Origin of the sequence: Succinispira mobilis DSM 6222 (assembly GCF_000384135.1) — a bacterium.
In the GTDB taxonomy this organism is placed as follows: domain Bacteria; phylum Bacillota; class Negativicutes; order Acidaminococcales; family Succinispiraceae; genus Succinispira; species Succinispira mobilis.
Map to the genome: position 1 here is coordinate 1,634,473 of NZ_KB913028.1, position 25,869 is coordinate 1,660,341.

The window sequence follows — 25,869 nt, forward strand, 5'->3', positions numbered from 1 at the left end:
GAAAACCTCCTGCAACTACTTCATTTTGTTAAAGCAGGCCGCAATTTGCGACCTGCTAATTTTTAAACTAATATAACCATATTATCGCGATGAATTACTTCTTCATAAGCTTTATGACCTAATAATTTTTCCACTTCTGAACTTTTTAACCCTTTTATCATCTCTAATTCTTGAGAATTAAAGTTAACCAACCCACGCGCTATCTCTCTACCAAAAACATTATAGATGGGTACGGTAGCACCTATATCAAATTTGGCTTCTACTGAAACTATTCCCGCAGATAATAAACTTGAACCTCTTTCAATAAGTGCTTTTTCGCACCCTTGATCTACTATTATTTTTCCTTTAAGCCTGGCTCCGAAAGCTAACCAACGCTTACGAAATTGCAACTTAGTTTCTTTAGGTAAAAATATAGTACCTAAATCTTCTCCTTGCATTAATTTCGCAATAATATCTTTTTGTTCACCACTAGCAATAAGCATACTAATCCCTGAATTTACAGCAATTTTAGCCGCCTGAATTTTAGTTGCCATACCGCCTGTCCCAACTGTACTTCCAGCACCACCGGCTGATTTTTCAATTTCTATTGTTATGTCAGTCACTTCTGCCACCAATTCAGCATCAGGATCTACTTGTGGATTAGCTGTATATAAACCAGCAATATCTGACAGGATAATCAAAACATCGGCATCAACTATACTGGCTACAATAGCAGATAAAGTATCATTATCGCCAATTTTAATTTCATCAACTGCGACCACATCATTCTCATTAACAATAGGAATAACTCCTTGAGCCAACAAAGCCATAAAGGTATTTTTACAATTCGTATAACGTTTTCTATCTACTGCATCAGCTTTAGTTAATAGAATTTGGGCTACAATCTGTCCATAATCAGCAAAAATCTTCTCGTAAGTATGCATCAAAATACCTTGACCTACGGCAGCCGCTGCCTGTTTTCCCGGAATTGTTTTCGGTCTCTCGCTTAAGCCTAATCTAGCAACCCCAACCGCAATAGCACCAGAGGAAACTAGTATAACTTCTTTGCCTTGATTTACCAAATCAGCTATTTGCCTGGCTAAATTTTCTATTTTAGAAAAATTTAATTTTCCTGTCTTATGTGTCAAGGTACTGCTACCAATTTTTATAACAATTCGCTTGGCACTAGATAAGTTTGCTCGATTTATTAACACACCTACCACAATCCTTCTATTGTTAATTTATGGTCTATATTCAAAAACCATATCTCTAATTCTAACACTATCCCCTTCTTTAACGCCCTTAGCTTTAAGAGCATCTTCAATTCCCATATTGCGCCAAATCACTTGGAATCTAGTTACAGCTTCTTCATTATCGAAATTAGTCATAGCTACTAAACGATCTATAGCTTTACCAACCACTAAGAAATCAGCATCTTCACAGTCCGTTAAAATTTCAAATTTATCGGGGTCTTCTTCTAAGTTTGCAACTACGACATCTTCTGGTTCTTCCACAAAATTTTCCAACATATGCAAAGCTGCAAACATTGCTTCTTGTAAACCTTCACCTGTTGCTGCTGAAACTGCAAAAACTTGAACCTCCTTATCTTTGATGTGTTCTTTAAATGCACTTAAATTTTCTAAAGACTCAGGAAGATCCATTTTATTAGCCAAGACAATTTGTTGACGCTGTGCCAATTTTTGACTATATAAGGCTAATTCTTTATTTATTTTTTCGTAATCTTCAATTGGATCTCGTCCTTCCTGCCCAGACATATCCAATACATGTAATAAAACCTTCGTTCTTTCAATATGGCGCAAGAAATCATGTCCCAAGCCCACACCTTGGCTAGCCCCTTCAATTAAACCGGGAATATCTGCTAAAACGAAACTCTTTTCGGCATCTAATCTAACCATCCCTAATACTGGTGTCAAAGTAGTAAAATGATAAGCTGCTATCTCTGGTTTTGCCGAAGAAACCTTAGATATAATACTAGATTTCCCTACACTAGGGTAGCCAACTAGTCCAACATCAGCAAGCAACTTTAATTCTAGTTGTAACATATGTTCCTCGCCGGGTTCACCTTTTTCTGCAAAAATAGGTGCTCGATTTACACTATTAGCAAACTTAGCATTACCACGTCCTCCACGACCACCTTTTGCAATAATACATCTTTGTCCATTTTCTTTTAAATCTGCTAATATCATTCCGCTTTCAAAATCTTTTACTAAAGTACCCAGGGGAACTTTAATTATTATATCTTCTCCCGCGGCACCATATTTGTTGCTAGTACCACCTTTTTCGCCATTTTCTGCCACAAACTTTCTCTTATAACGAAAATCTATTAAAGTATTAATATTTTCATCTGCCAAAAAAATTATATTCCCACCTCGGCCACCATCGCCGCCACTGGGACCACCTTTCGGGATATACTTTTCTCTTCTAAATCCTGAATGTCCATCACCACCAGTTCCTGCATGCACAAAAATCTTCGCTCTATCAATAAACATTAAACTACACCTATCCTTTTAATATTAAATTCACACTTTTTAAAAACTAGTTAAATTACCTTAAACTACATTATACCTTAAAAACAGCTACAATTCAAAGTTTATATAACATTTTAAAATAAGCTACAATTGTTAAAACAATAGTTAGGGGACAACCAATTTTAAAATATTCCCCAGCCGTTATCTTAATATTTTTACCTTTAGCTATTTCCACTACTATTAAATTAGCCATTGAACCAAATAAAGTTAAATTCCCTGCAACTGTTGAAACTAAAGCTAAACTAGTCCACCAAATTTCTGTATCGGAACCAGGAATAAAATTTTTCAAAAGTAACACAGCTGGTACATTGCTAACTATATTGGAAAGAACAACTGTTAGTCCAATAAAAAATATAAAACTATCTTGTAAAGTACTGCTTAAATTCTTTAATAACAATTCTAACAGACCACTTTTTTCAATACTACCAATTATTGCAAACAGTCCAACAAACATGATAAGTAAATTAAAATCAATGCCTCGATAAATTTTATTCGGATTAACTCGTCGAGTTAAAAGCAATAAACTCGCCCCCAATAATGTCAATATCAATAAATTGTGCCCCAACATATAGCCAACAACAATACCCAGTAAAACAAAACTACTCTTCAGCAATAAATATTTATGATAAAAACAATTACTCGCTTTGTTAAATACCACTACTTTTTTTAAACTAGCCCGATATTGAAAGGCAATCCAAAAATAACTTAATACTAACCCTAATAACACAATCGGCAATGTTTCAGAGATATAAAAGCTAAAAGATATTCCTGATAAACTGGCAACTAAAATATTTTGCGGGTTGCCAATCAAGCTACCTGCACTCCCAATATTTGATGCAATAGCTAGTCCGATTAAATGTGGTTTTGCTGCTACCCCAAAATTATTGCAAACCATAATAACAATAGGTGTAAACAATAGACATACGATATCATTAATTGCTATTGCTGATAAAAAACCTGACATTATAATTACAGCTAGCAATAATTTACGTTCACTATTTATATGCGTATTCAATAAATTTCCAACCAGCTCAAACATTCCTGCCAACCGTAAATTGGCGACAATCACCATCATACAAAAAAGAATCGTAATAGTTTGAAAGTCCACAAAACTTACCAACTCTAAAAAATCATTAATTTTTGTACATAGTAAAACGGAAACCGCGATAAGAACACTACCAGTTCTATCAACTCTAAAAAGCGGACTTTTACCTAAAGTGAAAATTATCAAAACGAAAATCATGACCGCTAAAACAATTAACTGTTCTGATTGCAATATTAAAATCTCCTTATTTGCTTTTGCTTATTCAAAAATTTTTTTAAATTTATCTAGCTATTTTATCATCTTCACATATAAAAAAACAACAGTGTTTGGCAAGTTTATATAAGTATTTTAAAGTTCCTAAGCAACATCTGCTCTTCTTTAATTAAAATACTTATCCACTTGTCAAACACTGTTTAGTTAAAATTAGCTATTTTTTATATTTTTTTCTTTAAAAGATAGACACTGCTGATTCGATAAATTCTTAGTAACCCGACAAGGAATAATCTTGGATTTAAATCCCATAGCTCGGCAAGCATAAGGCATATTCTTATCCCAAGTTATTTGAAAATATCTACACCGATAGCACAGTTCCAATTTCTTCGCCATTTTATTTGTCTCTTTTTGCCCAATAGCCTGCTAACATTGAACCAGAAATATTATGCCAAACACTAAAAATTGCACTAGGCAATGCTGCTAAAGGATTTAAATGTGCCATCGCTAAAGCTGCACCCAGTCCAGAGTTTTGCATTCCAATTTCAAATGACATTGTTTTACAACGCCGATGATCAAGTGAAAACAAATATTTAGAAACTAAATAGGCAATAAAATATCCCAATAAATTATGCAAGATTACGCCGATTACGACAACTCCAGCTACAGTAGAGAGTCGCCCAGCACTAGCAGCTACTACTGCTGATACAATTGCAATTATCGCCCCAACAGAAACCAATGGTACAGCGTCAATCAAAGCTTCGACATATTTAGCAAATAATTGTCTTAATACTACCCCTAAAATAACTGGTATCAAAACAATCTTCACAATATCCACAAATAAAGCCCATGCATTAATGGGAATAAATTTCCCCCCTAATAACAAAAACAAATATGGTGTAACAAACGGAGCCAGTAAAGTTGTCACAGAGCTCATCGTAACAGACAAGGCCACATCACCTTTTGCCAAAAATGTCATTACATTTGAAGATGTTCCGCTGGGAACACAACCAACTAAAATAAAGCCTGCTGCAAGTTCTGGGCTCATATTTAGGCCCATCGCTAAACCAACACCAATTAAAGGCATAATTATAAATTGCATTACAACACCAATAAGCACATCTTTGGGACGAGTAAAAACAGCAGAAAAATCTTGTTTTGTCAAAGTCAAGCCCATACCTAACATTACTATCCCTAGTAATACGGGAATATGTTTGGCTATAGGTTTAAAGGTCGCTGGAAAATAAAATGCCGCAACCGCAAAAACAATAACCAACAAGGCGAAACTTTTGTTTATAATTTCAGTTATATTTTTTAACACGTGCTACTTCCTCCTTATTTTTATATTTTTTTTGTTAATACATTAATAATAATATAATAATTAGAAAAGATAATCAAGCGAAAAATATAACACAAGGTTTATTTAAATTTCGGGACTAAAGTCCCTATTGCTAATTTATGTCAGACTGTTATAATACTTAGCGGAATTGTTTTTTTTTAACGCTAAATTCACTGAAAATTCTTTCAATTAAAAAACTAAGTTAATTGTTTTTTTAAGTTAAATAATGCCTTACTTTACTTAAAAAAATTGTTTTTTATTTGTTTTTTATAAACATGAAAGTTCAGAGGTGATTTTGCAAGGCAAGTTATCTTACAAGGAGGCTGATGCCAAAATAACAATTTTAAGTTATTCATTTTAATTTATAATCCAGAGGAGGATTAATTATGGACGGAGCAGCTACAACTAACCCTTGGTTAATTGCATTAATTAACATGACTATAGTTTTCGCTGTACTAGGAATGCTTGGTGTGGTTATCGGATTCATCAACAAAGTGGATCCTACAGCAAAAAGATAATCTCATTAAAGTATCAAATTCACTAACAGTATAAGGAGATGTAAAAGAATGGAAGCTTTTTCAATCGCATTAGCGTCAGTTTGGTCTGACAGCGGTTTCACAGCATTTACTGGTGGTAATGCTATCATGGTTGTAGTAGGGATACTATTACTTTACATGGCAATTGGTAAAGGTTTTGAACCACTATTGTTATCACCAATAGCTTTTGGTTGTATTTTAGGTAATATGCCTAAAACAGGTTTTACAACTGATCCCGGAGTTATGCAAGTTATTCTTTATGGTATTCAACATGAAATCTTCCCACCACTTATCTTTTTAGGTGTAGGCGCTATGACAGACTTTGGTCCATTGATTGCTAATCCTAAAACACTTCTTTTAGGTGCTGCAGCTCAAGCTGGTGTATTCGTTTCTTTAATTGGAGCTATGCTTCTTGGTTTTAACGTAAAAGAAGCTGCTGCTATCGGTATTATCGGTGGAGCAGACGGCCCAACTGCTATTTATTTAACAATGAAGCTTGCCCCACATTTACTTGGCGCAATTGCGGTTGCTGCTTACTCTTATATGTCACTAGTTCCACTTATTCAACCACCTATCATGAAACTTTTCACTAGTGAAGCTGATAGATGTATCGTTATGGAACAACTTCGCCCAGTAACTAAATTTGAAAAATTAGTATTCCCTGTAGTCGTAACTATTATCGTAAGTTTGTTGTTACCACCTGTAACTTCTCTTATCGGGATGTTAATGCTTGGTAATATATTTAGAGAATCCGGCTGTACACAACGTCTTTCTGAAACATCAGAAAATGCGTTGATTAATATAGTAACAATTTTCTTAGCAACTGGTACTGGTTTGACAATGGCTGCTGAAACTTTCTTGACTCTTGACACAATTTTAATTATTTGTCTTGGTCTTATTGCTTTCTGTGCTGGTACTGCAGCAGGTGTTATTTTCGGTCAAATTATGAAAATCGCTTCTGGTGGTAAAGTAAACCCACTTATCGGTTCAGCTGGCGTTTCTGCTGTACCAATGGCAGCGCGTGTATCTCAAATCGTTGGTCAACAAGCTAATCCTTCAAACTTCCTTTTAATGCATGCTATGGGACCAAACGTAGCTGGGGTTATTGGTACAGCTGTAGCAGCTGGTACAATGCTTGCAATGCTTAAAGGTTAAGATTTGTAGTTCAAATTAATTCCTCTAAAATTTACTCATATATTTGGAGGTATGCCGAAAATAGTTTTTTGTATTGCATCCACAAAAAATTATCTTAAGCAATTTTCCAGAAGCAACCAAAAAACTGTGTTGTCTAGTGTGCTTTAATATATACTGGAGCGTATATTATTGATAGTACATGAGATGACACAGTTTTTATTTTATTTAAAGCTAAAACCACCTAAATAATATAAACTTTATTGTTAAAAAAAGCTAGTTGTTATATAATGATATGTGTTTTTAATTAATATTTGTAATGAGGTGTATTCAATGGAAAAAACTTACTCTTTAAAAATCGGTAAAGAAAAAATGCAACTTGTACTACCTGAAAGCAAGGTTTTATATCACATCGAAGGCAATGAGTATCCCCCGATAACTGATTTAGCCAGCGCTATTGCTGCGGCTATTAATAATCCCATTGATAGTAAGCCTCTTGCCCAAATCGTAACCCCAGGAGATAAAGTTGCTATTTTAGCTAGTGATGTCACGCGTGCTTGGCTAAAAATGGACCAATTCCTACCTATAATTCTCAACAATTTAAATAGCTTTGGTATTCCCGATCAAGATATTTTTTTAGTTAATGCTACGGGAACACACCGGGCACATACTGAAGCCGAGAACATTATAACTTACGGACAAGAAATCGTAAATCGGATTAAAATTTACCAACATAACGCCTATGATAATGATAATTTACTGGAACTTGGCGTAACCAGCCGAGGCACACCAGTGTTTTTAAATAAATTAGTTTGCCAAGCTGATAAAGTTATTCTAACGGGCGGCACTGTATATCACTTGATGGCTGGCTATGGTGGTGGTCGCAAAAGTGTTATGCCTGGTATTAGCGGGGATAAAACCGTTCAGGCTAATCATAGTATCGCTATGCATCCTGAAGTTGGTAAAGGAGTCAATCCCCTTTGTCAAGCCGGAGCTACAACTGGCAATCCTTTGCATGAAGATATGGTTGAAGTAGCTCAAATGCTAAACCCAGACTTTTTAATAAATTTTGCTTACAATGCCAATGGTGAATTTGCCGAAGTTGTCGCTGGCAATTGGCTAACGGCTTGGGAGAAATGTTGTCAATATGTTGATAAAATCTTTGGCATAGAAATCAATAAACAGGCAGATTTAGTAATTGCGACTGCTGGTGGTTTTCCTAAAGATATTAATCTTTATCAAGGTTCCAAAACTGTTGATAATGCCTATTTTGCTTGTAAACAAGGCGGCACAATTATATTTTTATTAGAATGCCCAGATATTTATGAACCGCCGGCTTTTACACAATGGTTGCGGTTTGAAGACATCCAAGAATTTGAAAATGCTGTACGCGCTGATTTTTCTATTCCAGCTTTTATCGCTTTCAAACTGACCGATACTGCGCAAAAATACAATTGTATTGCTGTTACTAAGCCAGAAAATTTTGAAGTATTTAAACGAGTAGGGATGAAAACTGCAACTAATTTAGACGAAGCCTACGCTTTAGCACAAGAAAGTTTACCAAAGAACTTTACGGTAACTCTAATGCCACAAGGCGCAAATACTTTGCCAATTATTAAATAAACTGTTTTTAGGAAAGGAAAGTTAAATGAACTTTATTGCGGATTGGATAAATTTTTTGCGTAATGATTTAACTGCTACAGGAATTAACCACGAACATATTCCCGCAGAACTTATTCCTCAATACTACCTTGCTGTCTTAGACAAACTTAAGTGGAGTCGCGACAACAACATTGCCCTAGATATCTCTACTTTGAGTAGTCTAAACGATGTATCTATTATGGCTGCCGCTGGAGAACTTGCCCTTAAGTGCCAACAAGAAATTGCCGCTAATGAATCTTATATTAAAGAGAATGAACAATTAATTCATAATTCTTTATTAAAACAATGTCCTGAATTAACAGATGAAAAATACACAATTTTTCTAAATTGGCAAACTTGGGATGAATGTGAATTAGTTTGGGAGTTTAGCGAATCTAAAATAGCCCTAAAAGAAAAATTAAAATTACGCTTAAACTAAAGTAATACCCCCTACATTTTATAAAAATGTAGGGGGCTTATTCTCATAGTTCACTTATATATTCACGTTTCAAATTGCCTTTTAAGCCACAAACCAGTTCATAATTAATTAAGCCAGCCTGCTTAGCCAAGTAGTCTACAGTTATTTGTTCAAGATTATTACCACCAATCAATTGAACTTCGTCGCCAACAGCTATTTCGGCTTTATTTAGACCTAAATCCACCATTAAAGTACTCATACAAATATTGCCGACAATCGGATACATTTTATTTTTTATCAACACTGCTGCTTTATTAGAGAGATTTCGCGGATAACCTTCTGCATAACCTACTGGAATTGTAGCAATCTGCGTAGAATTTTGTGCTGTAAAAGTCCCCGAGTAACCAATTTTTTCTAAACTCTCTATTTCTTTTATAAATAGCACTTTACTTTTAAAACTCAAAACTGGCTTTAAAGCTGATAAGTCTACGGGAATATTTTCATCAGGCTTTAAACCATACAAAGCTATTCCTGCTCTTACGGTATTTCCATATAGTGGCTCTAAAACAAAAATGCCTGCGCTATTAGCAATACTTATTATTTCAATTGAATCAATTACTTGGGAAATTTGCGCTACTGCCTGCTTGAATTTTTCAAGTTGTTGCTGCGTAAATTCATTAAACCCAGCATCTGCACTAGCTAAATGCGTAGTCACACCTTTAAGCTCGATATTATTGCATTGTAATATGTAGTTAGCATAATTAGCCGCTTCCGAATATTTAATACCAATTCTATTCATCCCTGTATCAACTTTCAAAACTACTTTTGCCTTTATTTTAGCTTCTTCAGCAAATTTTTCTAGCTGCTCTAGTTGTTGATAACTACAAACAGTGAGCATTATATCATTTTGCAAACATTGACAGTATTCATCAAAGTCAATTAAAGAAATTATTAGAATGGGTATTTTGATCCCTGCTAACCTTAGTTCCAAAGCCTCCGGCAAATTTGTCACTGCTAAGTAATCAACTCCTTGGTTAACTAAACATTTACTTACCTCAACTGCGCCATGCCCGTAAGCATTAGATTTCACAATTGCCATAACCTTCATTTTTTCCCCAATTTTACTTCTAATAACTTGTAAATTATTGTTTAAATTATCTAGATTTATCAAAATGCTTGTAGCACTCATTTTTCAACCTTCTTTTCTGATTCTTTTTTGTAAAAACAGCTTTTTTTTGCTATACTAGGCATTATGGAATACCAAGATATTATACAACTTTCTTCCAAAAAAATATATATTTTTCTTATATAATGAGGTGTTATTTTGATTGAAATTATAGCCCACGATCTTACAGCTACTATAAATATTGCTAAGCTGTTAGCACAAAAAATTGATTTTCCGTTTAATTTGTGTCTAGACGGTGATTTAGGTGCTGGTAAAACCACCTTCGCCCGAGCTTTTCTCGAAACTTTAGGTGTTGCTCCTGAAACAATCTCCAGTCCAACTTTTACAATTGTAAACGAATATTCAACGGCTACGGCTGTTATTAATCATATCGATTTATATCGTATCAACAATTATCAAGAATTAGATGCTCTAGGCTATTTGGAACTACTTAATTATGCACAAGTTAACTTAATTGAATGGAGTTCACTTTTTCCTAACTATAAACCTTCTGAAACCATTGAACTTGCTATTAAGTTAGTTTCCTCCAACGAAAGAGTATTAATCTTTTCTGCCACTAATCAAAAACTAGCTAAGTTATTACAGGAGTTAAAAAATGATTATTTTGTCAATTGATACCTCAACTAAGATTTGTTCTTTAGCTATATCTAAAGCCGATAAACTGCTGGCTCAATGGTATGTAGATAGCGGTCGAACACATTCAACTGGAATTATGTTGCAACTGCAACTTCTCTTAGAGCGTTCGGCAATCAACAAGCATAGTTTAAATGCCATAGCCGTAAATATCGGGCCTGGCTCTTTCACCGGCTTACGCATTGGTTTAAGCCTTGCTAAAGCTCTTGCTCTTGCCTTAAAAATACCTTTAATTGGGATCTCTTCGGCTGATGTTTTAAGTTACAATGCTCTTTATACAAACCAGTATGTAGCAACATTGATCGATGCCCAAAGAAATAATTTTTATTATACTTTATATAAAAATCATCACAATACTTTTATAAAAATAACTGATACATCTATCCACTCCGACAAAAACATCATTAGTACTCTTAGCGAAATACCAGAGTCAGTTTTACTAGTAGGTGATTTTTCTCCTGATTTATTCGCGGAACAATCTAAAAATATCATAATTCCTCACGATGCAGCACGTTTCCCCCATGCTAGCAATTTAGGTCTTTTAGCCAATATAAAGCTACTAGCTGGAAATGTTGATTCCGCAACAACCTTAAAAATAGACTATATTAAACCATCTGAAGCCGAAATTGTTTGGGAGCAAAAAAATGCACAAAAGAACTGATTTTGTAATTAGAAAAATGACTTGCCAAGATATCCCGGCTTTGTTAGAGGTCGAAACAGATGTTTTTACCACAACTTGGTCTGAACAAGCTTTTTTAGATGAATATAATAACCCCTTAACAACTTATCTACTAATCTGTGAACAACAGCAGGTTATTGGCTATGCTGGTTTTTGGTTAGTTGTAGATGAAGCTCAAATCACTAATGTAGCTGTCAAACAAAATTGGCAAGGCTTAGGTTTAGGTCGAGAACTAATGCAGGCTCTAATTAAAGAAGCCCGCAAACAAAAAGCACAAAGCATTTCTCTTGAAGTTCGAGCTAGTAATCTAGTAGCTCAGAATTTGTATACCTCTTTAGGGTTTCAGGAGGTAGGAATACGTCCTGGCTACTATTTAGACAATCAGGAAAATGCTTTGCTGATGCAGCTGATCATATAATTTTGAGGAGTGACTTTTTTGAAACGAATTTTAATTTTAGGTATTGAAACCAGCTGTGACGAAACCTCGATTTGTGTTTTAGAAAACGGCAAAAAAATCTTAGCTAATATTATCTCTACCCAAATTCCAGTACACCAAAAATTTGGTGGTGTAGTTCCGGAAATAGCTTCCCGCGAACATCTTGACCATATAGCGCCCGTACTCGAAGAGGCTCTTTTAGAAGCCAAAATTGAATTGTCAGAAATTGCAGCTATTGCTGTTACTTACGGACCTGGTCTAGTGGGTGCGCTTTTAGTTGGACTATCCTTTGCTAAAGGACTCGCCTTTGCTTTAGATAAACCTTTAATTGGTGTCAATCACCTCGAAGGGCATTTTTACGCCAACTATCTCTGCCACCCAGAATTAAAACCACCTTTTATTGCTTTAATAGTTTCTGGCGGACACACCTCTTTACTACATGTTGCTGATTTTAATAATTTTACAGTTTTAGGACAAACTCAAGATGATGCTGCCGGTGAAGCTTTCGATAAAGTTGCCCGAGTTTTACAACTAGGATATCCTGGTGGTCCGAAAGTCGATACGTTGGCCCAAACTGGAACTGCTTGTATTCCTTTTCCTGTTGCTAAACTCAAAGGTATTTATGATTTCAGCTTTAGTGGTCTAAAATCAGCTGTTATCAACTATTTACATTCGCAACAACAAAAGAATCTCCCGATTAATCCCGCCGATGTCTGTGCTAGTTTTCAAACCGCTATTGTGAGTGCTTTGGTTGAAAAAAGCCTTTTAGCCTTAACTAATCACAATTTGAATAGGCTAGTCTTAGCTGGCGGTGTTTCTGCCAACAGTAAACTCCGCGCGGAATTAGAATTGGCACTAAAACAAATAGATGCTCAACTTTTTTATCCAAGCAATATTTTATGCACCGATAATGCCGCAATGATAGCTTGTCGCGGCTATTACTTATATGAAAACGGTATATACAGTGACTTAAACTTAAATGCTAATCCAGCTTTAAGAATTTAAATCTAGACTTTATCATAAAAGGGTGAGCGAAATTGCAAAAAATCTTAGCAAATTTTTCTTTAGCAGAACAAACCAAACTAAAATCCATTATGAGTATTCTCAATTTCGCTAGTGATTTATCACATGCGCAAATTAGCATTTATCTGAATTTGCCCAGTGAAAAAGCATTGGTAGTCCTTGCTCAAGCCAAGCCAGAAACTGCTTTTGTCTATTATCGCAAAGAAAATATTGGCAAAAATATTGCTTATATTGACGAACCACTAATTTTTCATGCTTTCAACGTAGGTAGCGCTGTCCAAGGAAAACGTGAATGGGCTTCGGGAATGTTTACTAATATGTATTTACACCCACTTACACTGGACAATCACATTTTTGCCGTAGTCGCTTTAGAATTTGTCGATTCTTTACAATGCTATCCTTCTCAAGGCCTGTTTATGAAAATTGCTATTGAATTACTAGAAAATCCCGAGCAACTTGACGTAAACTTAATAAAAGAACGGTTAAGCACCCGTGATGGGATGATAATCGTTAATAAGGAAGGTTTGATTATCGGTCTTAACAATATTATCCAAAATATCTACTTAACTCTAGGCGTTTCTAAAATTATCTCACGACGTATTACTGACCGAAACTTATTTTTAGATGGATTAATTTCTGCCTATAAAAATAATTTAGCTACAGCCTACGAATTGAAAAAAGATAATCAGATTTTTGCCCAACGCCTTATTCCCATAACGAAAAACAAGCTATTAAAATTTGCCATAATAATCATGGTTGATATTACTGAACTAAAAAAGCGTGATACACAACTTTTGGTAAAATCAGCTGTTATTCAAGAAATTCATCATCGGGTAAAAAACAATCTACAAACTATTGCAAGTTTATTAAGAATCCAAGCCCGCCGTACTGACTCTCCCGAAACTAAACTAGCTTTAAAAGAAAGTATTAATCGAATTTTAAGTATTTCTGTTGTCCATGAGTTTTTGTCCCAGCAAGATCAAGATTTAATAGATGTCCAAATTGTTGGTCGCAATATTTTTGAACTAATTATTAAAAACATGCTTGATCCCGCCATTCAAATTACTACGAAATTTTATGGCAATACCATTATTTTGCCATCAGAACAAGCCAATAGTATCGCTTTAGTAATTAACGAATTAACGCAAAATGCTGTAGAACATGCTTTTATCGGGCGCGAACAAGGGTTTATCAGCCTCAGTATTTACATTACACCCAAAAGCTATTGTATTGAAATTCAAGATGATGGTACTGGCTTACCGCAAAATTTTTGTCTCGAGCAAACGGGTAGTCTAGGCTTACAAATTGTTAAAACTCTAGTTGAAAGTGATTTAGGGGGTAAATTTTCTTTAATGAATAATCTAGGTACCCTAGCAAGAATTGTTATTCCCAAAAATAAGGAGGCTTAAGATGGATAAATTAAAAATATTAATTGCTGATGATGAAAGTATTATTAGAATGGATTTAAAAGAAATGCTCGAAGATGCTGGGCACATTATTATCTCTGAAGCCTCTGATGGACAACAAGCCGTTGAACTTGCACGCAAATTACACCCCGACTTAGTAATAATGGATATTAAAATGCCAATTCTTGACGGGATTGCAGCTTCTAAAATATTAACAACTGAAAAAATTGCTCCTGTTTTATTACTGACTGCTTATAGTCAAAAAGAAATTGTTGAATCTGCGAAAAACTCTGGAGTCCTCGCTTACCTCGTTAAACCGCTGAAAGAAGAACAACTATTTCCCGCTATTGAAATTGCCATATCTCGATTTCTAGAAATTAAAAATTTGGAAGACGAAATCGATAAATTGAAAGATACCATTGAAGTTCGCAAAATTGTCGAAAAAGCCAAGGGTATCCTTATGCAAGTGCATAATTTAACCGAAGACGTAGCTTATAAAAAGTTACAACAATACTGTATGGTTAAGCGAAAAACTCTCAGAGAAGTATCGCTAGCAATTATAAAATCTTTTGAAAACCAGAAAAAAAATACTTGATTTTTTTAGCAAAATTATATATTATATAAACATACTTAGCACTCAGTAATAATGAGTGCTAACAAAATAAAGTTTTACATATTAAGGGGGATTATTGAAAAATGTTAAAACCACTAGCTGACAAAATAATAATTCAAGTAGTTGCTAAAGAAGAAGTTACTAAAAGCGGTATCGTTTTACCTGGTACAGCCCAAGAGAAACCTCAAGAAGGAGTAGTAATTGCTGTAGGTGCTGGACGCATCCTTGACAATGGTAGTCGTGTGACACCAGATGTTAAAGTAAATGATAAAGTAGTTTTTGCTAAATATTCTGGTACAGAGTTTAAATGCAATAATCAAGAATACTTAATTGTATCTGAAAAAGACATTCTTGCTGTAATTCAATAACAACTTTAATTTTAATAAATAAGCATTACATTAAATGGAGGTAATTTATCAATGGCTAAACAAATTTTATTCAACGAAGATGCACGTCGTGCTTTGGAGCGTGGCGTTAATGCACTAGCAAATACTGTAAAAGTTACACTTGGTCCTAAAGGCCGCAATGTTGTTTTAGAGAAAAAATTTGGTGCACCGACAATCACAAATGATGGTGTAACAATTGCCCGCGATATTGAACTAGAAGACGCTTTTGAAAATATGGGCGCTCAACTTGTAAAAGAAGTAGCTACTAAAACCAACGATATCGCTGGTGACGGTACTACCACTGCTACTTTGTTAGCTCAAGCCATGGTACGTGAAGGCATGAAAAACGTAGCTGCTGGTGCTAATCCTATGATTGTAAAAAAAGGTATTCAAAAAGCAGTAAATGTTTTAGTAAGTGAATTGAAAAAAATATCTTCTAAAGTTGAAGATAAGCAAGCAATTGCTCAAGTAGCTTCAATTTCTGCTGCTGATGAAGAAGTTGGCCAACTTATTGCAGACGCGATGGATAAAGTTGGTAAAGATGGCGTTATCACTATTGAAGAATCTAAAACTATGGAAACTGCGATGGAAGTCGTAGAAGGTATGCAATTTGATCGCGGCTATATTTCGCCTTATATGTCTACCGATGCTGACAAAATGGAAGCAGTTCTTTCTGATCCATATATTTTAATCACTGATAGAAAAATCACCATGATCCAAGATCTCTTACCAGTATTAGAGAAAGTGGTTCAACAAGGTAAAGAGCTATTGATTATTGCTGAAGATGTTGAAGGCGAAGCATTAGCTACTTTGGTCGTTAATAAATTGCGTGGTACGTTTAAAGCCGTTGCCGTTAAAGCTCCTGGCTTTGGTGACCGTCGTAAAGCAATGTTAGAAGATATTGCTATCTTAACTGGTGCAACTGTAGTTAGCGAAGAATTAGGTCGTAAATTAGATAGTGTACAAATGGAAGATTTAGGCCGCGCTGCTCAAGTTCGCGTAACTAAAGAAATAACTACTATTGTAGATGGAAATGGTAATAAAGATGACATTAAAGCTCGTGTTGCTCAAGTGCGCGCACAAATCGAAGAAACAACTTCTGATTTTGATCGCGAAAAACTACAAGAGCGCCTAGCTAAAATGGCTGGTGGTGTTGCTGTTATTAAAGTTGGTGCTGCAACTGAAGTAGAGATGAAAGATCGCAAATTACGCATTGAAGATGCTCTAAATGCAACTCGCGCTGCTGTAGAAGAAGGTATTGTTGCTGGTGGTGGTACTAGCTTTATTCAAATCCAAAGCGCTTTAGATGCTATTGATGTTACTGGCGACGAAAAAACTGGTGTAGAACTAGTTAAACGTGCAATTGAAGAACCTGTGCGTCAAATAGCTAATAATGCTGGATTAGAAGGCTCAGTAGTTGTAGAAAATGTAAAACGCGCTGCTAAAGGTATCGGTTTTAATGCTTTAACTGAAGAGTATGTAGATATGTTGGCTGCTGGTATTGTAGATCCAACTAAAGTTACTCGTTCAGCTTTACAAAACGCAGCTAGCATTGCAGCTATGGTTTTAACTACTGAGAGTATCGTAGCAGATATGCCTAGCAAAAACGAACCTGCTATGCCGCCAATGGGTGGCATGGGTGGTATGGGCGGCATGATGTAATTCAACTTTCGACCGCTAAGCTCCTTATCTATAAATAACAAACTAAAATATGATTTACTAATGAACATTGTAGAGTTATACTTTACAATGTTCATTTTTTAATAATTTACTTAAAATCTGTTAATATTTTTAACTAAATAAAGTAGCTCACACAAACTGATATGCTCCCTCCTAAGCAACAAGTTTCTATTATTTTACTTGTCTACCTAGAAGGAAGCATATCAAAAAGCCATTGTATAAGCTACTTTATTTTTTATTAAATTTTAAATTTACTAGTTTCTGATTTCAGGTTAACGGCCAAACCAGCTAAAATATCCGTTGAAGAAGCGATTTCTTCCATCGTAGCTGATAGTTCCTGCGTCGCCGCTGAAACATTTTGCGATTGCACGGCTACATTTTTCCCCGAATTATTAATATCCTCAATTGCAACTAAAATTTTACTATTGCCTTGAAACATATTTCCTACCAAAGTACTTATTTCTTGTGTTTGATTATTAACTGCTTGTATTTGCTGATAAATTTCCGCAAAAGCCTTCCCAGCATTATTAACAACTGCGGAACCAGTTTCTACCTCTGCTTTGCCAGCACTTATTGCTTGAACTGCTTGAGTTGTATCCCGTTGAATAATAGTAATTAAGTCTACAATATCCTTAGAAGCTAAGGCTGACTGTTCCGCTAATTTTCTAACTTCCTCAGCTACAACAGCAAAACCCCGTCCATGTTCACCTGCTCTAGCAGCTTCAATGGCTGCATTTAAAGCAAGTAAATTTGTTTGGCTAGCAATACTAGATATCGTATCGACAATCTTGCCAATTTCTTGAGAACGTTCACCCAAATCATTAACTGCATTTGCCGAAAAAACTACAGTTTTGCTAATGCTGGCCATTTGTTTTACCACAGTATCAATGGCCTGGCTCCCGTTTTTCGCATTTAAAGTAGCTTGATTGGCATTTTCTCTAGCTTTATTAGCTGTATCCATAGTGTTTTCAATATCTAGAGCTGTTTGCTCTACAACTTCCTTGACCACTGAAATAGCACTAGATTGACACTCCGCATCGCTTGATACCTCACAAATGGAATTCGCTACTTGAGAAGAGACTTCAGCCGCTTCCATGGCATTGGTGCTCAGTTGTTTAGAAGAGTTTTCTACTAAATCACTACTATGTTGAATGGTAGCAATTACTTTTTGGATATCGCCCACCATTGTTTGCATAGCCTGGGCCAATTGACCAACTTCATCTTTACTATTGCTGCTTACTTTTACTCTTAAATCACCCTTGGCTATTAATTCCGCACTCTTAACTAAAGCTTCAATGGTTGCTGTTATTTTTTTAGAAACAAATATTATTACGCCAATTGCTAATAGCACCGCTAAAACAATAAAAATACTTATATTTTTAGCAAAACTAGCTATTTCCGTCTTAAAAGGTGTTGGCGTACCCATAAACAATATGCCTACAACCTGTCCTTGAGCATCTACTATCGGCTTATATATCGCCTCGTTTTCAACACCTACAACACTAGCTTTACCTTCAAAAACAGCTTTGTTATTTAAAACTCTTTCCACGACCTCATTACTAGCCTTTGTACCAATTGCTCTTTTACCTTGAGCATCTTTTACACTTGTCGCGACCCTAGTATCAAATAAAAATATTGTTACATCATTTTCTGTAGTAGTTTTTATTTCATCAACAATACTAGCATTATCATTAATTAGGACATTCCCCTTAAACAACTTATCACCTTTTACCTGCCAAGCACCTGGTAGTTTTGTATCAATATGTTCTTGCGCAAAGCTAATATCATGTTTAACTGTTTTTTTAGCTATCGCAGTTAATAAATCTTGCATATTACTTACAGCATAAAATCCTAATAACGCAGTAGTTACCAGCATTATTGTTGTACAAACCACAGCAAATTTCCAACTTAGTTTTTTCAATATTTTGCCCCCCCATAAATAATCTAATACCAAAAAGATATCACTATCATTATACTTTAAGATTTTAACCTGTCAAGAATAATTTCTTTGTTAAATTTTTTATAAAAACTCTAAATTAATTATAAAGATACAGGAAAACTGAGTTTTCCTGTATCTTTATAATTAATTTTATAATTTCATTTCTAAACCTAATCGCCAAACTCGTCCGTCAACATTTAACTCATCTACTTTATTATTGAAGATATTATCTATCCCCACATAAGAGCTAAAAGACTTATTCCAAGTTTTGTGAACTGCCAAATTCAAGCTTGAATAGTTAAAGTCTTGCGCTTTTGTCGCACCTGTAGGAATATAGTTGTAATCATTCAACCATTCTTGCCAAAGCGTAATACTTAGAGGCTTTGCCGTATTATCAGTATATTCTAGCTGCAAGCTGCTGATATTTTTAGCGCGATCCGTAAGTCTAGCACCCGTATTTTTATCGGTAGCATCCAAATAAGTATTCGTCAGTTTCACACTGAAATTTTTATTCAACTTACGCCCTATTTCTGTTTCGATTCCATTAATTTGCGCTTTATTTATATTAATATAACGACTTTTGGTTTCTGTTGGAGTCGTAGCTAGTCTTTCTGTGGAAATTAAATTGGTAACATCATTATTAAAATAACTAATTTTAGCCCAATTATTATCGCGTTCCGCTTCTAAGCTAAATTCAAATGAAGTAGTTTCTTCTGGTTGCAAATTAGGGTTGCCGAGTACCGTTACAGTTTTACTGCCCATCTTTCTGCGCATATCCATATATAACAAGCTAATCGTTGGCGCTCTAAATCCTTTCCCATAGCTTGTTTTAAAGCGGGAATTATCCGAAAATTTATAAGTCGCCCCCGCTTTAGGACTAAAATTAGAACCAAAGCTACTATGTTCATCTAATCTAAAAGAAGGCGTAAACAATAGCCGCTCGTTTACTACCCATTCATCTTGCAGATAAATAGCTTTAGAATTGATTGTTTTTTCCGAGCCCTTTTTAGCTAGGCCTAAATAATTATCTGTATATACATTATCGGCGCCTTCACCTAACCTAGTACCTTTATAACTATATTGTCGATACTCGCTACCAAAAGTTAATAAGTGATTTTCGGCAACCTGCATACTATTGCGGCCCTCTACAACCCAAGTGTCGTATTTAGCATGATCGAAATCTGCCCAAACATTTTTATTGGTTTTACGTGACTCTTTTTTAAGTCTATTAAAATAAGTTCGTAATTCATAGTCCCCTTTTGTTGTCTTGCCCTTATAGGCTAAACTATAACCATAGCGCTCATTATCAAACCATTCTTTTTGATTTATCGAAGAAGTTCCAGCATCTTGGTAGTAAGTTTTTTGATTTTCTTCCATATATTCTAAATCTAAAACTAGTTTTTTATTTTTATCTAACTCATAGTCAGCGCTTATATTAAAGTAAGATTTATCGCCAAACATATTCGTATTAGTTGAAAGTGCCTCATCTTTTTTACGGACATCTGTAAAACGTATATCCGCACTTACCGCTAATTTACCTTGTTTACCAAAATCAAAGCGCGTGGAAGTACTAGATTCTTCTGAGCCAAATACAAAGCTTTGCGTCGTCTGTTGTTTAGTTGATCGTTTAGTAATAACATTTATTACGCCGCCCAAAGCATCAGAACCATATAAAGAGCTCCCAGGACCACGAATAATTTCAATTCTTTCTATATTATCTAAATTAATTCTATTTAACTCGTAAACATTGGACGTGGAAGAGGCATCTTCACCAGCTATTCGCTTGCCATCAACTAAAATCAGAGTATGAGCACTATCCATGCCACGAATTGAGACTTGATTACCCGCCATAGCTGCTTTAGATAGATTAATGCTTGTAGCACGTCTTAGAGCCGCTGTCACCTTTTCTGCGCCTAATTTTTTTATATCAGCGGCTGTTATTACCTCTACTGCATTTGGAATTTCTTTTATTTCCTGCTCGGTTCTTGTAGCCGTTACAACTACCTCGCGCGTTTTTAGATCATAATCTGTAGCGGATTTTTCTTCGGCAAATACGGGCATTGCCCAGGCCGAAAAAGCTAATAGGGAGGCTAAAATCTTATATTTTCTGTTATTCAATGATATCTACTCCTCGTATTATAAAGTTATAAATTCTGCTTTCTTTATGAAAAAATAAACCTTTAGTAAGCATTACTACTTATGCGCTATGTTATAAGCACCATTTTATTAGCAATTTATCCTTGTGCAGCAATTTTTTGAAAACTAAACTGCGTTTCTCCGGTATATAAACTATGAATACTTTCAATAATAGTTTGCGCAATATTTATTTTCCAAAATTGCCCTGCTATTGTTAGGCAAAATAACACCCCGTTATTTTTAACTAAACCACGTTTCTCCCAAATATCAAGTAGCCATAAAAGTTCTTGTAGCCGCTTGTCTCCACAACTTTCTAAAACAGCAATATCCAAATAACCTTGTTCTAATTGATGTAATACGGCACTATATAAATCTTGTAACTCTGACTGTCTACTCAAACTCATAATTGGCTTGTTGCAATTTTCTACAGCCTGAAGATAGCTATTTAAATCACGGTGGAGCATACAACTGTAGCCTGCCAGTTTACCACCAGCACCAGCACCAAAAGGTAGCGTTTCTGCACCTTGTTTATTTAAAGTATTATATAAACTGCGTTCTCGATTTGTTTTTGCCCAATGACAATTACTTAACCGCCTAAAAGGACGTTTTTCAAGCCATTCATAAGCAAAAGCAAACATTTCTGCCTGCTGCACAGTTGTAGCCGCCGGTTGAATTTCACCAGCCGCAATTTTCTTTTTCAAATCACTATGTTCATAGACATTTAGTTGATATAAATCCATGCCATCAATTTTAGTTGATTGCAATAACTCTAAGTCTTCTTGCCAAATTTTTAAAGTTTGCCCTGGCAAGCCATACATCAAATCTATAATTACAGCGGCTTGATTATAACTAGCAAGCAACTCTAAGCTCCGTAGAATTGTCTGTTTATCATCTATTCTACCAATACTTTGTCGAATTTCTGTATCAAAAGTTTGAACTCCAATCGAAACTCTATTTACACCATTTTCTAGCCAAGCTTCTATTTTTTCTGCCTGTAAATCATTTACTCTGGCTTCTAAGGTTATTTCGCAATCGTTTGCTAAGGGCAAAGATTTTTTTAAAGTATGCAAGATTTTTTTTATATTATCCTTATCTAAAACACTCGGCGTACCCCCACCCAAAAATACGGCATTTATTTTACCTTGTTGCAAATAGCTTGCTGTTTCCGCAAGCTTAATTTCTTTACAAAGTTTTTCAACATACAAATCTTCTAAGTTTTTATTGCTATAGTTTTGAAAAAATCCGCAATATAAGCACTTGGTTTTACAAAAAGGGATATGGATGTAGGCTGTACGTTGCTTAAGCTGTAATTCCTTGTTTGCTACAATTTTTTGCCAAGTGTTTTGTACTTCTAGTGGCGATAAGGTTTTAGAATAACCTTTAGGATGTACTACTCTTTTTTGTGCAAAAGCCTGAGTTAACGCATCCCCAACATTATTTCCGAGTTGTAAAGCAACCTGTGCTTTCGGTAAATTGGCAAATATTTTTTCCAACTTACTCATTAATTGTCCCTTTTACTAAAGCATAGGTCTGCTTAGCAAATTCCGCAGCTTTTTTAAAATCTTGTTCATCGGGATGCTTGCTGGCTTCTTGATGTTTAGCAATGCGTTCTGGCGTCATGGCATGGGGATGTCCAGCCGGATACTTTTTAAAACTTTCTGCAAGACTTTTAGCTATTTTTCCTTGGCAAATAAAGCTATTTACTACCACACTGCCCTCTGGTAAAAGTGCGGCTGCATTATCTAGACTATTTTGAGCATGCTCTGAATCTGGATAAGCTCCTAAAGTAGCAAATAAAGCTACTTTTTTATTAGGTAACTGAGCTAATAAATTAGCGGCTTTTTTATCTGCCGTACCACGATCAACCCAAAAACCTACAAAAACCAAATCATAATCCGTTAAATTTGTTGATAAATCTTCAACTGCAACTAACTTTGTCCCTTCGGGCAATGATTTAAAAATTGCCTGGGCTACCTGCTTGGTATTGCCCGTTAAGGATGAATATACTACTAATGTTTTCATCTGCTTCACCTCTAAATATTTTTATATGGAAAACAGGCTAAATACTCTGTTTCAGCTTGTTTTAGTTTCATAACTAACATCTTCACATTATATAATTCTTCTAAAACCTCAGTTTTAAAAACTTCTTCAACACTGCCATCGGCAATTATCCGACCTTTTTTCAAACCAATTAAACGATGACTAAATCTTGCCGCGTGATTTAAATCATGCAATACCATAATTACCGTAATTTTCATTTGGCTATGTAAGTGCTGTACTAATTGCATAAGTTCAAATTGATGCTGTACATCTAAGTAAGTAGTCGGCTCATCTAATAATAGCACTTTTGGTTTTTGCGCGATGGTCATCGCTAACCAAGCCCGCTGCCGCTCTCCTCCTGAAAGCATATCTAAGCGTCGATGTGCCAAATCTTCTAGATTAGTTAGCTGTATTGCCTCAGCAATTGCTGCCGCATCTGTAGTGCTTATTTCTGTAAACAAGCCTTGATATGGCAACCGGCCACACGCCACCAAATCTCTAACCGTCATATCACCTGGAGCTTGGGCAGCTTGTGGTAAAATTGCTAACTGCTTAGCTACTTCTTTAGTCGATAAATCCTGTAACAATTTACCATCAAAAATCACATTGCCCTTAGACGGTTGCAAAATCCTGCCCAAGGCCTTTAAAATGGTAGACTTGCCCGAACCATTAGCACCAATAATACTTACTATTTCGGGTTTATCAAAATCTATGGACAAGTCCTCTACAATAATTTCATCTGCGTATTGCAGTTTAACTTGCTGTAAAGCTACGCTCAATGTTTTCATCTATGCATCTTCCTTTTTAACAAATATAGAAAAAACGGTGCTCCTAGAAAGGCCATAAAAATTCCTACAGGAATTTCTATGGGACTAAATACTGTTCTAGCAACTGTATCAGCCACAACTACCAGTACCGCTCCAAAAAACATTGACGTTGGTAACAGATATTCAAAGTCAGAGCCCACAATTAAACGCATAATATGGGGAATAATCAAACCCACAAACCCTAATAAGCCAGCTACACTCACAGCTGAAGCGGCTAGTAAAGCTGCTAAGATAATTAAAATTATTCTAGCTCGTTCAACTTTAACACCCAGCCCTTTAGCAACTTCATCACCTAATTGCAAAGCATTTAAATATCTATAGGATGCTAAAACACCAACAATCCCCACTGCACTATAGGGCAAAATCATTTTTACATGTTCCCAACTCCGTCCTTGAAAACCACCAGCCATCCAATTAACCGTACCTTGAACGCGATCTGAGAAAAACACCATCAAGGCACTCATTCCCCCGCCAAAAAAAGCGGCAATTGCCACCCCGGCTAAAATTAACCGCAACGGATTTATGCCTCGTTCCCATGACAACGCAAATACTACACAGGTTGCAACTAACGCCCCCACAAAAGCAGCAATAGGAATTAAGCCTGTATATTCTGGCAATAAAATCATAATTAGCATTGCCGCTAAGCCAGCCCCTGAAGAAACTCCAATTATACCTGGATCAGCTAAGGGATTACGTAATACTCCCTGTAAAATGCACCCTGCTAGGGCTAAATTAGAACCTACTAAAGCCGCAGTTATAACGCGCGGAATTCTTAAGTGATAAATAATCCGATAAGATTCGCTATCTAGCGGTGCTAAAATGCTTTGATAAATTTCAGACACTGAAAATTTTACCGAACCTTGAACAACGCCAAAAATTAGCGCCGCAATTAAACAAACAATTCCTAAAATGATGGCGGCAATTCTCTGTTTACTACGCTTATCCTGTTGAACAGCTTGTGGAAACATTTATTTTTTCTCCTTTGTGTATAAGTAATTAGCAATAATTTGTAACGACTCCCCAACTTGTGTGCCTGGATTTACCGAGAACAAAGGAGCTGGTAATTGATAGACTCGAGTATTTTTTACAGCACTAATATTTTGCCAAATAGGATTTGTTGATAATTCTTGCCGGAACTTTGCTAGTACTTTTTCTTCACTCCCATGTGTTATCAAAAAAATAACCTCTGGATCTTTAGCTGTAATGTATTCCATACTTAGCGGCACAAAAGCTGTATTTAGCTTGTTTTCTGCATCAGCAATATTACCACCACCTAAACGATTAACCAGATCGCCGCTAAAACTTTTATTAGTTGCCATACTGAAACTAGCGGGCGAACCCCATATTATTAAACTTTTAGGCACTTTTTCTCCCTGTATTTGAGCTAAAATTTGTTGATACTGTGTTTCTATCGCTTGCTTTTTCTGGGCAGCTAAACTTTTTTTATTAGTCAATTCCCCATAAAAATCTAAAGTTTGCAAAACATCTTCATACTTATCTAATGAGTTTATAATTATGGGAATATCAGCCTTAGCTAAAATATCAATTAGATTATGATGAAAGGGAATATCTATCCCCAAAACTAAATCTGGTTTTAAAGCTAAGATTTTTTCAACATCTGGACTATGAATAATTCCCACGGCTGGAACCTCTTGCGTTGCCTTAACTAATTCCAAAGGCAAGGCACTACTTAAAGGTTTTCCTACCACCGTTCCACCAGCAGCATAATATAATTCCAAATTCGAAGCATTTAAAGCCACTACTCTTTGGGGATGTTGTGGTATTTGCAATTGTCTACCGATACTATCCGTAACTAGGCGTTTATCTACCGCCTTTTTGGCAAAAATTTTGCCTTCACTATGGGTCGCTAAAAAAATTGTAAGACTAATCGCCACTAAGGCAAAGATAATTATTATATAGCGTAAATATTTGGGCAAAACTAAATCCTCCTTAATATAAGCATAGATATTTTCTCTGCTACTTGTTATTGCAGAAATTTAACCGTTCTTAAAATGTCTTTTAGTGTCCTCAGCCAAA

Annotated in this window: 24 protein-coding genes; 12 read left to right on the plus strand and 12 right to left on the minus strand. The window is 35.5% G+C overall.

Translation table 11 applies throughout. The features are described 5' to 3' along the window. Positions 1–62: 62 nt before the first annotated feature. The 4 genes from proB to SUCMO_RS0107760 form a co-directional block, all read right to left on the minus strand. A complete protein-coding gene (gene proB, locus SUCMO_RS0107745) occupies positions 63–1,202 on the minus strand; it encodes a glutamate 5-kinase (protein ID WP_019880093.1) in 1,140 nt (379 codons plus the stop codon). A gap of 18 nt (positions 1,203–1,220) precedes the next feature. Next, on the minus strand, positions 1,221–2,489 hold the full coding sequence (gene obgE / locus SUCMO_RS0107750) for a GTPase ObgE (protein WP_019880094.1): 1,269 nt from the start codon (positions 2,487–2,489) through the stop codon (positions 1,221–1,223). Between the two features lie 94 nt (positions 2,490–2,583). Further along, positions 2,584–3,804, minus strand: a complete 1,221-nt coding sequence (locus SUCMO_RS0107755; RefSeq protein WP_019880095.1) for an SLC13 family permease — start codon at positions 3,802–3,804, stop codon at positions 2,584–2,586. 376 nt (positions 3,805–4,180) lie between these two features. Next, on the minus strand, positions 4,181–5,104 hold the full coding sequence (locus SUCMO_RS0107760; protein ID WP_019880096.1) for a bile acid:sodium symporter family protein: 924 nt from the start codon (positions 5,102–5,104) through the stop codon (positions 4,181–4,183). Positions 5,105–5,508: 404 nt separating this feature from the next. On the opposite strand from SUCMO_RS0107760, the gene SUCMO_RS0107765 reads away from it, so the two are divergent. The 4 genes from SUCMO_RS0107765 to SUCMO_RS0107780 all read left to right on the plus strand — a co-directional run bounded on the left by SUCMO_RS0107765 (position 5,509) and on the right by SUCMO_RS0107780 (position 8,869). Continuing rightward, positions 5,509–5,640, plus strand: a complete 132-nt coding sequence (locus SUCMO_RS0107765; RefSeq protein ID WP_019880099.1) for an OadG family transporter subunit — start codon at positions 5,509–5,511, stop codon at positions 5,638–5,640. Between the two features lie 48 nt (positions 5,641–5,688). Next, a complete protein-coding gene (locus SUCMO_RS0107770; RefSeq protein ID WP_019880100.1) occupies positions 5,689–6,813 on the plus strand; it encodes a sodium ion-translocating decarboxylase subunit beta in 1,125 nt (374 codons plus the stop codon). Between the two features lie 309 nt (positions 6,814–7,122). Then, the gene (gene larAH10, locus SUCMO_RS0107775) at positions 7,123–8,412 is read left to right on the plus strand and encodes an NPN-dependent 2-hydroxyacid racemase, LarAH10 family (RefSeq protein ID WP_019880101.1); all 1,290 of its coding nucleotides are present in this window, start codon (positions 7,123–7,125) and stop codon (positions 8,410–8,412) included. A 25-nt stretch (positions 8,413–8,437) separates the two neighbouring features. Beyond that, complete coding sequence (locus SUCMO_RS0107780) at positions 8,438–8,869, plus strand: hypothetical protein (RefSeq protein ID WP_019880102.1); 432 nt, start codon at positions 8,438–8,440, stop codon at positions 8,867–8,869. A 43-nt stretch (positions 8,870–8,912) separates the two neighbouring features. On the opposite strand, the gene alr is transcribed toward SUCMO_RS0107780, so the two are convergent. After that, positions 8,913–10,037 carry an alanine racemase gene (gene alr / locus SUCMO_RS0107785; protein ID WP_019880103.1) on the minus strand — a complete coding sequence of 375 codons (1,125 nt, stop codon included), beginning with the start codon at positions 10,035–10,037 and terminating at the stop codon, positions 8,913–8,915. 135 nt (positions 10,038–10,172) lie between these two features. On the opposite strand from alr, the gene tsaE reads away from it, so the two are divergent. The 8 genes from tsaE (at position 10,173) to groL (ending at position 16,872) form a co-directional block, all read left to right on the plus strand. Continuing rightward, positions 10,173–10,649, plus strand: coding sequence for a tRNA (adenosine(37)-N6)-threonylcarbamoyltransferase complex ATPase subunit type 1 TsaE (gene tsaE / locus SUCMO_RS10605; RefSeq protein WP_019880104.1), 477 nt, complete (start codon positions 10,173–10,175; stop codon positions 10,647–10,649). Further along, positions 10,630–11,328: a tRNA (adenosine(37)-N6)-threonylcarbamoyltransferase complex dimerization subunit type 1 TsaB gene (tsaB, locus tag SUCMO_RS0107795; RefSeq protein WP_019880105.1), complete on the plus strand. Its 699-nt coding sequence runs from the start codon at positions 10,630–10,632 to the stop codon at positions 11,326–11,328. Before tsaE ends, tsaB begins: the two co-directional genes overlap by 20 nt. Further along, complete coding sequence (rimI, locus tag SUCMO_RS0107800; RefSeq protein ID WP_019880106.1) at positions 11,312–11,764, plus strand: ribosomal protein S18-alanine N-acetyltransferase; 453 nt, start codon at positions 11,312–11,314, stop codon at positions 11,762–11,764. The genes tsaB and rimI overlap by 17 nt, the downstream gene beginning before the upstream one ends. Before the next feature lie 18 nt (positions 11,765–11,782). Further along, a complete protein-coding gene (tsaD, locus tag SUCMO_RS0107805; protein ID WP_019880107.1) occupies positions 11,783–12,787 on the plus strand; it encodes a tRNA (adenosine(37)-N6)-threonylcarbamoyltransferase complex transferase subunit TsaD in 1,005 nt (334 codons plus the stop codon). 32 nt (positions 12,788–12,819) lie between these two features. Next, positions 12,820–14,214: a histidine kinase N-terminal domain-containing protein gene (locus SUCMO_RS0107810; RefSeq protein ID WP_019880109.1), complete on the plus strand. Its 1,395-nt coding sequence runs from the start codon at positions 12,820–12,822 to the stop codon at positions 14,212–14,214. 1 nt (position 14,215) lies between these two features. Next, positions 14,216–14,806: an ANTAR domain-containing response regulator gene (locus SUCMO_RS0107815; protein WP_019880110.1), complete on the plus strand. Its 591-nt coding sequence runs from the start codon at positions 14,216–14,218 to the stop codon at positions 14,804–14,806. A 101-nt stretch (positions 14,807–14,907) separates the two neighbouring features. Then, entirely contained in the window at positions 14,908–15,192 is a 285-nt protein-coding gene (gene groES / locus SUCMO_RS0107820; RefSeq protein WP_019880111.1) for a co-chaperone GroES, read from the plus strand. A gap of 51 nt (positions 15,193–15,243) precedes the next feature. Beyond that, positions 15,244–16,872, plus strand: a complete 1,629-nt coding sequence (gene groL, locus SUCMO_RS0107825) for a chaperonin GroEL (RefSeq protein WP_019880112.1) — start codon at positions 15,244–15,246, stop codon at positions 16,870–16,872. 256 nt (positions 16,873–17,128) lie between these two features. Here the strand turns inward: groL and SUCMO_RS0107830 are convergent, their stop codons facing one another. The 7 genes from SUCMO_RS0107830 to SUCMO_RS0107860 form a co-directional block, all read right to left on the minus strand. Continuing rightward, positions 17,129–18,811: a methyl-accepting chemotaxis protein gene (locus SUCMO_RS0107830; protein WP_019880113.1), complete on the minus strand. Its 1,683-nt coding sequence runs from the start codon at positions 18,809–18,811 to the stop codon at positions 17,129–17,131. Positions 18,812–18,979: 168 nt separating this feature from the next. Further along, positions 18,980–20,947, minus strand: coding sequence for a TonB-dependent receptor plug domain-containing protein (locus SUCMO_RS0107835; RefSeq protein ID WP_019880114.1), 1,968 nt, complete (start codon positions 20,945–20,947; stop codon positions 18,980–18,982). 116 nt (positions 20,948–21,063) lie between these two features. Beyond that, complete coding sequence (gene hutW, locus SUCMO_RS0107840; protein ID WP_019880115.1) at positions 21,064–22,467, minus strand: heme anaerobic degradation radical SAM methyltransferase ChuW/HutW; 1,404 nt, start codon at positions 22,465–22,467, stop codon at positions 21,064–21,066. Then, positions 22,460–22,987, minus strand: a complete 528-nt coding sequence (locus tag SUCMO_RS0107845) for a flavodoxin family protein (RefSeq protein ID WP_019880116.1) — start codon at positions 22,985–22,987, stop codon at positions 22,460–22,462. The genes hutW and SUCMO_RS0107845 overlap by 8 nt, the downstream gene beginning before the upstream one ends. An 11-nt stretch (positions 22,988–22,998) precedes the next feature. Next, positions 22,999–23,793, minus strand: coding sequence for an ABC transporter ATP-binding protein (locus SUCMO_RS0107850; protein ID WP_019880117.1), 795 nt, complete (start codon positions 23,791–23,793; stop codon positions 22,999–23,001). Then, entirely contained in the window at positions 23,790–24,800 is a 1,011-nt protein-coding gene (locus SUCMO_RS0107855; RefSeq protein WP_019880119.1) for a FecCD family ABC transporter permease, read from the minus strand. Before SUCMO_RS0107855 ends, SUCMO_RS0107850 begins: the two co-directional genes overlap by 4 nt. After that, a complete protein-coding gene (locus SUCMO_RS0107860) occupies positions 24,801–25,769 on the minus strand; it encodes an ABC transporter substrate-binding protein (protein ID WP_019880120.1) in 969 nt (322 codons plus the stop codon). Between the last annotated feature and the right edge of the window lie 100 nt (positions 25,770–25,869).